This window comes from Burkholderia sp. F1, assembly GCF_050813845.1.
GTDB lineage: Bacteria > Pseudomonadota > Gammaproteobacteria > Burkholderiales > Burkholderiaceae > Burkholderia > Burkholderia ubonensis.
Genome location: NZ_CP172422.1, coordinates 3,232,959 through 3,245,607, shown reverse-complemented (window position 1 = coordinate 3,245,607; position 12,649 = coordinate 3,232,959). Strand labels below are relative to the sequence as shown.

The following is a 12,649-nucleotide window of genomic DNA, read 5'->3' as shown; positions in this document are numbered from 1 at the left end:
AGGCGCTTGTGGATTCAACCGGTCGATGCAACACAATAGAAGCTGCGTGAGCGGCGGCCTTTCCCGCTTGTGTAGTCCAGACGATTGCGGATCAGGTGAACGATGCGGGTTTGTAGCGCGGTGCGGCAAACATGGCCGCCAACGCCTCGGGTGCTCCCGCTTGCACCCGTTGTGCACCAAGTGAAATGGAGACGGCGCTTTTCATGCCGTAAGCGACATGCTGAACAGACTACATTTGTTTTTGACTGGGACACCGGCCGCCTTGCTGAGGGGCGCTCTCCTGGCGACGTTGCTGCAATCGACTGCCGCGTTGGCGGATATCCATTTCGGAGGTTATACCCGCTTTGTCATGGATGAGAAGAATGGCAGAAAAAGCATCGAGATCGAGAACGACGGTGACGAACCTGCCCTCGTTCAGGTCAATATCGAGAGAGGAAACGGCAAGGGCGGGTCATACCTTCCCATTGCGGTATCCAAGCCGTTGCTCCTCATTCCGTCAGGGCAAAAAGCTTTCGAGGAAATCATCTACCAGGGGAAGGGGCTTCCGGTTGATCGGGAATCCTACTTCATGCTTTCGGTGATGGAAATTCCGAAGAAGTCGGAAGGTGCTGACAGCCTCCAGTTCGCTATCCGGCATCATCTCAAGCTCTTCTATCGTCCGCAGCTTTCCATGGATCCGCAAGAGGCGATTGGCCGACTCAGATGGGCACGCAAGTCAGGATCTGCTGTTCCGAGCGCGCACAACGATTCGCCTTACTACCTCACACTGACCGATATCAAGCTGCAGGACGGTACTGGAAAGACATGTGGGGAGACGCTCCGGCATTGGATGCTGGAACCGTACTCCACCAAACCGCTACCTGTTTCCGGCTGTGCCATGCCACCGGATGGTGTCAGCTATGTCTATATCAGCGATAGTGGATTTCAGCACCCTCGCACGGTCGCACTGCAGTCGGCACTCTGAACCCGCTTCACGTTGGAGAATAGTCAATGAAATTCCACAGGATCCTGTTGCTGGCTGCAGCGCTCATGCTCTGGATGCCAAAGAGTTATGCCCTGATCTGTACGCTCGCGGACTCGTCCACGGTGAGTGTTACCACTACCGTTGACACGACGGTTGCCGTTCCCAATACGCAGCCGAAAGGAAAGGTGCTCTGGCGGCAGCCCACTCAGTCGACCTCGGTGGATTGTTGGGTGGATTCCATCAACCCCGGTGAGTATGTCCATTTATATATCAACCCGAAAAAGGTTTCTCTCGGGGATGACCTGGAAATCGGCGTTACTTACGATGGGAAGGACTACATCGCTTCAGAGTTAACAGATGGAAAGTTGAAGACGGACATCTGGGTCGACGGTTGCACCGTCAACTGCGGCTGGAAGAAGGCACGAAAGAAATTCACGTACTCCATCTTTCTCGTCAAGAAGTCGCCGGCTGGCATCGCCAAAGAAGGGCCGATGACATCGGTTACCAATTACATGGCCTTGCAATTCGATGGAGCGGCATCGGTTCGCCCGGGCACGAGCTACAACATCACGGTCAACGGCCTCAACAAGCTGCGCTATATCCCTTGCGAGTCGAAGATCAACATCAGTCCGAGCACGATCAAATTCAACGGAATCAGTACCGCCAGTTCGGTTCCGAAGCCGGACCAGGTGATCGTGCGAATTCCGTTCACGATTGCCGAGGTACGCACCTGCGCAAGCGGTAGCGCTGTCTACGGGGTCAACGCTTACTTGTCCCCGGTGAACGCGACGCTTGCCGACAGCGATACGACACTTGTGCCTTCGGACAACGAGTCTGTCGGCATCAGTCTCCTCAAGGCCGACGATCTTGCTCCGCTTACTTTCAAGAAGGAACTGGTCCTGACTCCGCCAACATCGCAGCAATCCAACCTGCACCGCTTTCTGGCGAGCCTGAAGTGGCGCACCAGTACGCCGAAACTGGGCAAGTTCAATGCCGGTGCGGCAGTGGAGCTCTACTATAAATAATGAGGCCATGCCGGGAAGTGAACTCAGGCGACTGGTGGTGCCCGCGCGCAGGGCGATCGTGGAGACCTTGCTTCGAGACCGAGCCGGGGTGGCGCGTGCGGTTCGAACTGAGTACGGACGAATGCGACATGGTGCCGTTTGGCATGGTGGATAACCAGTCGCGGTTGCTGGTATTCGGTATCTAAGACAAGGGCAGCATCGACGTGCGCTGGGGCAAGCAATGCACGATCGGCTACGCGCTGAAGCCGCAGAACAAGGGACTGGCTTATGAGCGCCAGGCATCGAGTTGTGTACGCGCCGGGACGATCGTTAGCGTCAAGTGATCGCTATTCGACGCGCACCCTTAATTACCCTTACTACCTTTCGTGAAATAAATGATGCGATTGCGCATAAGCGCATCGTCAATCAGCGACGAATCCAATTCTTGTTCGCATTCCAAGGGGATGTCGATGTGCGAAGTCGAAATCGAACGCGGCGTGCGAGGCCGGCAACATGCGATTCGTGCGGACGCGAGAGGAGTGAGGCGACGGGAGCGAGGCTGTGCGGTTCGTCCCGTCTGCGCCGTGATGCGGCGAAGATGACGCGAGCACTTATCAGATCTCCTGGTACTGGCTCAGGCCCATGCTCGGGCGCCGCGAAGAGCCTATCCGATCTTTTGTGTGTGAGGCATAAACTGATGGCCAAGGAGCCACTTTATGCCACGCAAACGCAAGGAAGAAGTGACGATTGAACCGGGCAAGGGCTTGAACCTTGACCCGGAACTGATCAAGCAACTGGTGCCCGGGACGCTGGACCGGGCGACGATCAACGAGCAGCTTGCCGCGCTCAAGAAGGCGATCTTCGAGCGCGCACTGGGCGGCGAGTTGGCCCACCACCTGGGGTACGAGAAGGGCGAAGCCAAGCCGGCTGGCAGCACGAACCACCGCAACGGCACGAGCCGCAAGCGCGTTACGACCGACGACGACCTGCTCGACGTCGAGATTCCGCGCGACCGCGAAGGCACCTTCGATCCGGTATTGATTGCCAGGGGCGAGCGGCGCTTCACCGGGTTCGACGACAAGATCATCGCGATGTACGCGCGCGGCATGAGCGTGCGGGAGATTCAGGGCTTCCTGCTGGAGATGTACGGCATCGAGGTATCGCCGGACTTCATCAGCACGGTGACCGACGCGGTGATCGACGAAGTGCGTGAATGGCAGCAGCGCCCGCTCGAGCCGATGTATCCGGTCGTGTTCTTCGACGCCTTGCGCGTGAAGATCCGCGACGAAGGCGTGGTCCGCAACAAGGCGATCTACCTGGCGCTGGGCGTGCGCCGCGATGGCACACGCGACGTACTCGGTCTCTGGATCGAGCAGACCGAAGGCGCCAAGTTCTGGCTGCGGGTCGTCAACGACCTGAAACTGCGCGGCGTGCAGGACATTCTGATTGCCGTGGTCGACGGCCTGAAGGGCTTCCCGGAAGCGATCAATTCCGTGTTCCCTGAAACGACGGTTCAGACCTGCATCGTGCATTTGATCCGGAACTCGCTGGACTTCGTGAGCTGGAAAGATCGCAAGGCGGCCGCCGCCGCGCTCAAGGAGGTCTACCGGGCGCCGACGGCCGAGGCAGCCGCCGTGGCGCTGGATGCCTTCGACGCCGGCCCGTGGGGCACGAAATACCCGCCGATCGCCGCGCTCTGGCGCCGGGCCTGGGAACAGGTCATCCCCTTTTACGCGTTCGCGCCGGACATCCGGAAGATTATCTATACGACCAACGCGATCGAGTCATTGCACATGCAGCTTCGGAAGATCATCAAGGCACGCGGCCACTTCCCGTCAGACGAGGCCGCGCTTAAGCTGATCTGGCTGGCGCTGCGCAACGTCGTTGCCAAGTGGACCGGCTCCCGGCACGATTGGAAAAGCGCGATGACGCAGTTTGCGTTGCTTTACCCGGAACGGTTCAGCATCGGAATCTGAGTCTTAACCCGCCTCACACACGAAATTCCGGACACCTCCGCCGCGAACGCGCGTCGCGCTCGCAGCCGCCCGAATTCGCGTCAACCATCCCGGAAGATGAAGCTATACGCGCTCAACGCCGGCACCCCGCCCAGATGCGCATACAACACCTTCGACCCCGGCTCGAACTCCCCGAGCCGCACCTTGTCGATCATCCCGTGCATCGACTTGCCTTCGTAGACGGGGTCGGTCAGCACGCCTTCTAGCCGCGCGCACAGCCGGATCGCCTCGAGCGTGCCTTCGCTCGGCAAGCCGTACTCGGGGCCGCCGTAGCGCGTATCGAGGATCACGTCCTGTTCGGTGATGGCGCGCCCGAGATCCACCAGCTCGGCGGTATGACGCGCGATCCGCGTGATCTGCGCATGCGTCTTTTCCGGCGTCGCGGACGCATCGATTCCGATCACCCGATCCGCGCGTCCGTCGGCCGCGAAGCCGACGACCATCCCGGCCTGCGTGCTGCCCGTCACCGAACACACGACGATGTAGTCGAACTTGAAGCCGAGCTGTGCTTCCTGCGCGCGTACTTCCTCCGCGAAGCCGACGAAGCCGAGGCCGCCGAGCGGATGCTCCGAGCAGCCGGCCGGAATCGGGTAGGGCTTGCCGCCCGCGCGCCGCACGCTCTCCAGCGCGTCTTCCCAGCTCGGGCGGATGCCGATGTCGAAGCCGTCCGGCACGAGCCGAACGTCGGCGCCCATTATTCGCGACATCTGGATGTTGCCGACGCGGTCGTAGACGGCGTCGTAATAGTTGACCCAGTTCTCCTGCACGAGCACGCACTTCATCCCGAGATGCGCGGCGACGGCCGCGACCTGGCGCGTCTGGTTCGACTGGATGCCGCCGATCGACACGAGCGTGTCGCAGCCCTGCGCGAGCGCGTCGGGAATCAGATATTCGAGCTTGCGGGTCTTGTTGCCGCCGAACGCGAGGCCGCTGTTGCAGTCCTCGCGCTTCGCGTACAGCTCGACCTTGCCGCCGAGGTGCGCGCTCAGGCGCTCGAGCGGCTGGATCGGCGTCGGGCCGAAGGTCAGCGGGTAACGGGGGAAGCGTTGCAGGTTCATCGAATTCTCCGGGAAGTCGGTTCGGATGCGGGAATCGGTTTGCTCGGGACCGGTCGGTGGCAGGCCGTGTCCCGATGCAAAAATGATAGGCATCCGCGCAGGAAATGAGCTTGCGAAATAAATAACGTCGGCCTAAGTTGATGATGAATTCATCGCCATATCGGCAATTCGAGTTCGTGAAAATGGAGGAAGACGCAATGAAATTAGGCAGGCGATCAGCGGCGGCGCCGGATGCCGCGCCGGCACTCGATCGCATCGATCGCGCGATCCTCCGGCAGCTTCAGCAGGACGCGTCGATCTCGAACGTCGCGCTCGCCGCGAAGGTCAAGCTGAGCGCGCCGGCGTGCCTGCGGCGCGTCGAACGGCTGAAGGATATGGGGCTGATCCGCGGGATCGTCGCGCTGCTGGAGCCCAAGGCGCTGGGCGCGGGGATGCTGGTCGTGATCGGCTTCGTGCTCGACCGCTCGACGCCGGAAGCGTTCGCCGCGTTCGAGAAGGCCGCGCAGAAGGTGTCGGGGTGCGTCGAATGCCACGTCGTGACCGGCGAATTCGACTACTTCATGCTGGTGCGCACGCGCGACAGCGAAAGCTTCAACCGGCTGCATGCGGAGCAGTTGCTGTATCTGCCGGGCGTGCGGCAGGTGCGCAGCTTCATGGTGCTGAAGGAGATCCTGTCGACGCACGCGTTGCCCGTGTAGCGCGTCGATCGCCGGGTGTTTGCGCGTTTGGCGCGATGCTCGAACGCACCCGTACCGAACGGTCGCACTACGCGCGTGGCGTGACGCGTCCCGGGCGGCGCGCTATGCTCGACGTTCGTTGCAGTGCAGCGCGCGCGGGGCCGCCGCGCGGCCGCATCCATACGGAGCCCCCGATGCAGACCGCAATGCAGACCATTCAAGCACTGATCTTCGACGTTCAAGGCACGGCCACGGATTTCCGCACGACGGTCGGCGCGGCCGCTCGCGAGATCGCCGGCGCGCGTGCGCCCGACATCGACTGGGGGCGCTTCGTCGACGACTGGCGGCGCAAGTACCGGCCCGCGCTCGACGCGATCCTCGCGGGCGAACGGCCGTGGTCGCCGGTCGACCGCATCTACCGGCGCGCGCTCGACGAAGTGATCGACGCGTGGGGCCTGGCGTTCTTCACCGATGACGAGCGCGAGACGCTCAATTTCGCGTGGCAGACGATCGAGCCGTGGCCGGATACGGTCGAAGGCTTGCAGCGGCTCAAGCGCAAGTTCAAGCTGGCGACGCTGTCGAATGCCGACGTGAGCGCCGTCGTCAACATCTCGAAACGCGGCGCGCTGCCGTGGGATGCGATCTTCGCGGCGGAAATGGCGGGGACGTTCAAGCCCGATCCGCGCACCTACCGGATGGCATTGCGCTATCTCGGCGTGGCGGCGGGCGACGCGATGATGGTGGCGTGCCACAAGTACGACCTGGTCGCCGCCGCCGCGCTCGGCATGAAGACGGCGTTCGTCGCGCGGCCGCTCGAATTCGGTCCGGGCGGCGACGTCGATGCGGCGTTCGACGACCGCTTCGACATCAACGCGCACGACTTCATCGATCTCGCCGCGCAGCTCGGCTGTTGAGCCGCGCGGGGCGCGCGAGCGGCGCTAGCGCTGCCACGGCGCGTCGCCGGATCCCGCCGTTTTCCGATACCGCTCGCGCGCGGCGCGCACCACGTCGGCGCCGATTTCGCGTTCATCCGCCAGCGCCTTCAGCGCGGCAATCACGATGCTCCCGCGATCGACTTCGAAGAACGACCGCAACGCCTGCCGCGTGTCGCTGCGCCCGAAGCCGTCCGTGCCGAGCGTCACGTAACGGCGCGGCACGTACGCGCGGATCAGTTCGGGCACCGCGCGCACGTAATCGGTTGCCGCAATGACGGGCCCGCGCGACGCGCCAAGCGCTTGCGCGACATACGGAATCACGTCGGCGTCGCCGAGGCGCGACAGCCGTTCGGCCTCCATCCCGTCGCGCTGCAATTCGGTGAAGCTCGTCACGCTCCACACGGCCGCGTCGATGCCCCAGTCTTCCTTCAGCATCCGCTGCGCGGCGAGCGCCTCGCCGAGAATCGCGCCCGCGCCGAGCAGCTGCACGCGCGCGGTGTCCCGCGACGCCGGCGACAGCGGATGGATCCCCTTCAGAATCCCTTCGCGCAGCGCATCCGGATCGCCGTCGGGCGCGGACGGCTGCGCGTAGTTCTCGTTGGTCACCGTCACGTAATAGAACACGTCGCGCTGCCGTTCGACCATCTCGCGCATGCCCGCGTCGACGATCGCCGCGACTTCGTACGCGAACGCCGGATCGTACGCGCGGCAGTTCGGAATCGCCGACGCCGCGAGATGGCTGCTGCCGTCCTGGTGCTGCAGCCCTTCGCCGCCGAGCGTCGTGCGCCCCGATGTCGCGCCGACGAGGAAGCCGCGCGCGCGCTGGTCGGCGGCAGCCCAGATCAGGTCGCCGATCCGCTGGAAACCGAACATCGAGTAGTAGATGTAGAACGGCAGCATCGGCAGGTCGTGCACGCTGTACGCCGTCGCCGCGGCGATCCACGACGAGATCGCGCCGGCTTCCGAAATGCCTTCCTCGAGAATTTGCCCGCGCGTGTCCTCGCGGTAGTAGAGCATCGAGCCGAGATCCTCCGGCTCGTAGCGCTGCCCGAGCGGCGAGTAGATGCCGACCTGCCGGAACAGGTTGGCCATGCCGAACGTGCGCGCCTCGTCGGCGACGATCGGCACGACGCGCGAACCGATGTCGCGATCCTTCAGCAGCGCGGCGAGGATGCGCACGAGCGCCATCGTCGTCGACATCTCGCGGCCGCCCGCATCCAGCGCGAATGCTCCCCAGGCCGGCATCGGCGGGACGGTCAGCCCCGCCGATGCCGCTCTCCGCCTTCTGGGCAGATAGCCTCCCAGGGCAGCCCGGCGTGCATGCAGGTAGCGCATCTCCGGGCTGTCTTCCTCAGGCTTGTAGAAGCTGAGCTGCTCGACGTCGTCGTCCGACAGCGGCAGCCGGAAACGGTCGCGGAACGCCTTCAGGTCGTCGACGTCGAGCTTTTTCTGCTGATGGGTCGTCATCCGCCCCTGGCCGGCCGCGCCCATCCCGAAACCCTTCATCGTCTTCGCGAGGATCACGGTCGGCTGGCCGCGATGCGCGAGCGCGCGCGCGTACGCGGCGTGCAGCTTGCGTGCGTCGTGGCCGCCGCGGCGCAGGCGGTCGATCTCCGCGTCGGTGAGCCGCTCGGCCAGCGCGGCGAGCGCCGGGTTCCGGCTGAAGAAGCGCGCGCGGTTGTACGCGCCGTCGTTCGCGGAGAAGGTCTGGAACTGGCCGTCGACCGTTTCCGCGAACGCGCGGGCGAGCGCGCCCGCGTGATCGCGCGCGAACAGCGGATCCCAGTCGGAACCCCACAGCACCTTGATCACGTTCCAGCCCGCGCCCGCGAACAGCGCTTCGAGATCGTCGATCACGCGGCCGTTGCCGCGCACCGGGCCGTCGAGCCGCTGCAGGTTGCAGTTGATCACGAACACCAGGTTGTCGAGCCCTTCGCGCGCGGCGAGCGACAGCGCGCCGAGCGATTCGGGCTCGTCCATCTCGCCGTCGCCAAAGAAGCCCCAGACCGTGCGGCCGTCGGTGCTCGCCAGGCCGCGGTGCTGCAGGTAGCGCATGAAGCGCGCCTGGTAGATCGCGTTGATCGGGCCGATGCCCATCGAGCCGGTCGGGAACTGCCAGAAGTCCGGCATCAGCCACGGGTGCGGATACGAGCACAGGCCCGGCCCGGCGATCTCGCGGCGGTAGTGCTTCAGGTGATCCTCGGCGAGAAACCCTTCGAGATACGCGCGCGCATAGACGCCCGGCGACGAATGCGGCTGGAAGTAGACCAGGTCGCCGCCCGCGCCCGCGCCGCCGTCCGGCTCGGCCGCGCGGAAGAAATGGTTGAAGCCGACCTCGAACAGGTCGGACGCCGACGCATAGCTCGCGATGTGGCCGCCGAGCTCGCCGTACGCGCGGTTCGCGCGCACGACCATCGCGAGCGCGTTCCAGCGCAGCGCGGCGGACAGCCGTTCCTCGAGTTCGAGGTCGCCCGGATAGCGCGGCTCTTCGTGCGCCGGAATCGTGTTCAGGTAACGCGTGACGGGCGTGCGCACCGACGCGAGCCCGCGCTCCCGCGCGTGTCCGGCGAGCCGGTCGAGCAGGAACTGCGCGCGGTCCTTGCCGACGTGGAAGACAACCGCGTCGAGCGCATCGAGCCACTCGGCGGTTTCCTCGGGGTCGTGGTCGACGGGGGCGGGCATGCCGCCGGCGCATTTCGTCTGCTCGATACCGCTCGATAAATCCGTCATCGCAGGTCTCCCGCGCGCCGGTTCCGGGGCGCGCATCAATGGGATCATGCTACCCGCCGGTCCACAGAATATGCGTCTGATTTCATTGGGCATCCGCCGCCGGATAGTGTAAATATTCCGTGTGCAACCACGATTCCGGAATATTTCCACCATGAGCTCGAATCCCCGGCGGCTCGACCGCATCGACATCGGCATCCTGAACCAGCTCCAGCAGAACGCGCGGATCACGAACGCGGAGCTGGCCCGCGCCGTCAACCTGTCCGCGACGCCGTGCTTCAACCGCGTGCGCGCGCTCGAGAAGCTCGGCCTGTTCAGGCAGCAGGTGACGCTGCTCGACCCCGAGCCGCTCGGCCTGCGGATCAACGTGTTCATCCAGGTGAGCCTCGAGAAGCAGGTCGAGGACGCGCTGCAACGCTTCGAGGAGGCGATCTCGCAGCGGCCCGAGGTGATGGAGTGCTACCTGATGTCGGGCGACGCCGACTATCTGCTGCGTGTCGTGATGCCCGACATGCGCACGCTCGAGCGCTTCATCATCGAGCGGCTGACGACGATTCCGGGCGTGTCGAACATCCGCTCCAGCTTCGCGCTCAAGCAGGTGCGCTACAAGACCGCGCTGCCGCTGCCGGCGGCGGGGCTGACGCTCGTCGATCCGGACGAGGCGGCGTCGGACTGGAGCTGAGCGCGGCGGCGCATCGTCCGTCTCACTGGTTCGACACCGGTCAAACATCACGAAAACATGGAAACTCTGATTCGCGCCTACACGCCATCCGACCTGCACCGACTGTCGGCGATCTGGTTCGACGCATCGATGCAGGCTCATCCGTTCCTCGGAGAGGCGCGCCTGCGGGAGCAGCAGGCGCTCATCGAGAACGTCTATCTGCCCGGCGCGGAAACCTGGGTCGCATGGTGCGAAGGCGCGCCGGCCGGCTTCATCGGCTTGCTCGACACGTCGATCGGCGGCCTGTTCGTGGCCCCCGCGATGCACGGCCGCGGCATCGGCCGAGCGCTGGTCGCGCATGCGCTGAAGCTCAAGGGCACGCTCGATCTGGAGGTGTATGCGGACAACCCTGGCGCCCGCGCATTCTATGAACGGCTTGGTTTCGACGAAGTGTCGCGGCGCGACGAAGACGACGACGGCTTGCCGTTCGCGAACATCCGGATGCGCTCGACATCCTGAACGCACGAAACGCGCAGGACGGCGAGCGGCCGGCGGAATCCGTGTCGCGGTTCCGCCGGCTGCTCCATCACGGGCGGACGCCGTCCGGCATGCGCGCCGACGGGTTCGCCCATCGCCGCTTGATGAAGCGATCGAGCGGCGTCGCGTAGCCGCGCGCGATCGCCGCGCTCACGCCGGCCGACAGCAGGAGATAGGCCGCGAGCAGCAGCAGCCTGTCGTCGCCCAATGTCGCGCGCGGCGGAAACAGCGTCCGCATTCCGCCGAGCACGACCAGATGGAACAGGTAGAGCTCGTAGCTGAGCCTGCCGCTCCAGCGCAGCGGCGCCAGCAAGCGGCTGTCGCGCGCGTCGCCGCCGGCGGCCCGCGCGTGCGCGCCGACCAGCAGCACGGCCGTGCCGAGCGCCATCGCGGTCACGCCCGCGACGTGGCTCTGCGCGATCGGCCACGCGAAATAGAGCACGGTCATCGCGGCGGCAGCGAGCCACTGCACGGCGGGCTGCGCGAACGCTCGCCAGCGCGGCCGGTCGGCCAGCACCGCCGTGCAGCAGCCGATCGCGATGCCGTCGAAGCACGCGAGGTACGCATAGAGGAAGCCGCCTTCGTCGCCGGAATGCGTGAGGCGGTACACAGGGCCGATCAGGATGACGAGTGCCCAGAACGCCAGCAGCCGCGCGTCGCGCCGCAACGCGATGCACAGCAGCGGAAACGACAGGTAGAACACCTCTTCGACCGACAGCGACCACAGCACGCCGAGTGCGTAATTGACCCATCCGTACGCGCCGATCAGCACGTTCATCCAGAACGTCAGCGACGCGAGATTGACAAGCCAGAGCGATACCGTCACGCCTTGCGGCGCGTGATTCGCGAAGATCGGCACGCCCGCCGCCGCGAGTCCGTTGACGAGCGCGAGCAGCAGGAGCAGGCACGGCACGATGCGTGCGACGCGCGACACGTAGAATGCGCGCGCGTTGATCGCGGCGAGGCTGCCCCATCTGCGCCGCGCGTTCGACGTGATCAGGTAGCCGGAGATCACGAAGAACATCGTCACGCCGTAGTTGCCGTTCCGGACCACCGCGTGCACGGCGTCCCAGCCGAAGGCGCGGGAGACGGCCGTGTCGCGCAGCGAATACGCGATGTTGAAGTGATGCAGCATGACGAGCAGGATCGACACGCCGCGCAGCAGGTCGATCCGCGCATTGCGCGGGCCGGCGCTCATAGCGGCTGCGCGGAATCGGCGAGCGAAGGCAGCGCGTCGAGGAACGCGTCGCGCGAGCGCATGCCGGCGTTCGGGCGCTGCGGCTTCTCGTCCTGGATCAGGTTCGCGAACACCAGCGTGCGCGGCCCCTTCGTCGCCCAGCCGACGAACCAGCCATACGCGTGCGCCGCGTCGTATTGCGCGCCGGGCGAGCCGGTGCCGGTCTTGCCGTGCACCGTCCAGCCGCCCGGCTGCACATCGAGCTGCGTGAGGCGCGCGGTCATGTCGTACGCATGCGCGCTGACCGGCAGCGTCCGGTTGACGATCTTGCGCATGAAGTCGATCTGTTCGAGCGGCGAGATCTGCAGTGACCCGTTGGCCCACGCGCCCATCACGCCGTTCAGTTCGCTCGCTTTGCTGGTCACGTCGGCGTTGCCGTAGCCGAATGCGGTCGTGTACTGCTGGAAGCGCGCCTGGCCGAGCGCCTGCGCGACCTGCTGCGAGTACCAGAAGATCGAGATCCGCATCCAGCGGGCCGGGTCGGTCGGCTCGCGCCACGCGGCGCCGCCCCAGTCGGGATAGCCGTCGCGATAGGGGAGCGTCGGCGTGTGTTCGTCCTTCAGGACGCCCGCATCGTAGCCCATCAGGCTGATCGCGACCTTGAACGTCGACGCGGACGTCACGCGGGTCGCGCACTCGCCTTGCTGGACGAGCACGTGGCCGGTCGCGGCGTCGGCGACGAGGGTGCAGAGGGGTTTTGCCTGGGCGACGGCGGCGGCGAGTGCGCCGGCCGCGAGTGCGAACAGCGTGCGTTGCAGCGGTTTCAGCATGAGGTCCTCGGAAAGGGGATGTCGTTCTTCGTTTTTGGATCAGTCTCATGGCGGCGGCCAGCGC

General features: G+C 65.0%; 11 protein-coding genes. 7 read left to right on the top strand and 4 right to left on the bottom strand.

All coding sequences use genetic code 11. The features are described from left to right. Window positions 1-217 precede the first annotated feature (217 nt). From ACFIMZ_RS33105 to ACFIMZ_RS33095, 3 genes are all read left to right on the top strand, one after another. A complete protein-coding gene (locus ACFIMZ_RS33105; protein WP_431823642.1) occupies window positions 218-964 on the top strand; it encodes a fimbrial biogenesis chaperone in 747 nt (248 codons plus the stop codon). Between the two features lie 26 nt (window positions 965-990). After that, on the top strand, window positions 991-1,989 hold the full coding sequence (locus ACFIMZ_RS33100; RefSeq protein ID WP_431823641.1) for a fimbrial protein: 999 nt from the start codon (window positions 991-993) through the stop codon (window positions 1,987-1,989). Between the two features lie 695 nt (window positions 1,990-2,684). Next, on the top strand, window positions 2,685-3,944 hold the full coding sequence (locus tag ACFIMZ_RS33095; protein WP_431819397.1) for an IS256 family transposase: 1,260 nt from the start codon (window positions 2,685-2,687) through the stop codon (window positions 3,942-3,944). 80 nt (window positions 3,945-4,024) lie between these two features. Here ACFIMZ_RS33095 and ACFIMZ_RS33090 read toward each other — a convergent pair whose 3' ends face one another. Beyond that, on the bottom strand, window positions 4,025-5,041 hold the full coding sequence (locus ACFIMZ_RS33090; protein WP_431823640.1) for a 1-aminocyclopropane-1-carboxylate deaminase: 1,017 nt from the start codon (window positions 5,039-5,041) through the stop codon (window positions 4,025-4,027). Window positions 5,042-5,238: 197 nt separating this feature from the next. Here ACFIMZ_RS33090 and ACFIMZ_RS33085 point away from each other — a divergent pair, with 197 nt between their 5' ends. Together ACFIMZ_RS33085 and ACFIMZ_RS33080 are read left to right on the top strand one after the other, a co-directional pair. Continuing rightward, entirely contained in the window at window positions 5,239-5,739 is a 501-nt protein-coding gene (locus ACFIMZ_RS33085; RefSeq protein ID WP_431823639.1) for an Lrp/AsnC family transcriptional regulator, read from the top strand. 185 nt (window positions 5,740-5,924) lie between these two features. After that, a complete protein-coding gene (locus ACFIMZ_RS33080) occupies window positions 5,925-6,632 on the top strand; it encodes a haloacid dehalogenase type II (protein ID WP_431823638.1) in 708 nt (235 codons plus the stop codon). 24 nt (window positions 6,633-6,656) lie between these two features. On the opposite strand, the gene mdeB is transcribed toward ACFIMZ_RS33080, so the two are convergent. After that, window positions 6,657-9,383, bottom strand: coding sequence for an alpha-ketoglutarate dehydrogenase (gene mdeB, locus ACFIMZ_RS33075; protein WP_431823637.1), 2,727 nt, complete (start codon window positions 9,381-9,383; stop codon window positions 6,657-6,659). Window positions 9,384-9,534: 151 nt separating this feature from the next. Here mdeB and ACFIMZ_RS33070 point away from each other — a divergent pair, with 151 nt between their 5' ends. Together ACFIMZ_RS33070 and ACFIMZ_RS33065 are read left to right on the top strand one after the other, a co-directional pair. Further along, on the top strand, window positions 9,535-10,062 hold the full coding sequence (locus tag ACFIMZ_RS33070; RefSeq protein ID WP_039322783.1) for an Lrp/AsnC family transcriptional regulator: 528 nt from the start codon (window positions 9,535-9,537) through the stop codon (window positions 10,060-10,062). 57 nt (window positions 10,063-10,119) lie between these two features. After that, a complete protein-coding gene (locus tag ACFIMZ_RS33065) occupies window positions 10,120-10,560 on the top strand; it encodes a GNAT family N-acetyltransferase (RefSeq protein WP_431823636.1) in 441 nt (146 codons plus the stop codon). Window positions 10,561-10,627: 67 nt separating this feature from the next. On the opposite strand, the gene ACFIMZ_RS33060 is transcribed toward ACFIMZ_RS33065, so the two are convergent. Both ACFIMZ_RS33060 and blaOXA read right to left on the bottom strand, forming a co-directional pair. Then, entirely contained in the window at window positions 10,628-11,776 is a 1,149-nt protein-coding gene (locus tag ACFIMZ_RS33060; protein ID WP_431823635.1) for an acyltransferase family protein, read from the bottom strand. Beyond that, window positions 11,773-12,585 (bottom strand): OXA-1043 family class D beta-lactamase, encoded by an 813-nt coding sequence (gene blaOXA, locus ACFIMZ_RS33055; protein ID WP_431823634.1) that lies wholly within the window; start codon window positions 12,583-12,585, stop codon window positions 11,773-11,775. The genes ACFIMZ_RS33060 and blaOXA overlap by 4 nt, the downstream gene beginning before the upstream one ends. Window positions 12,586-12,649 lie beyond the last annotated feature (64 nt).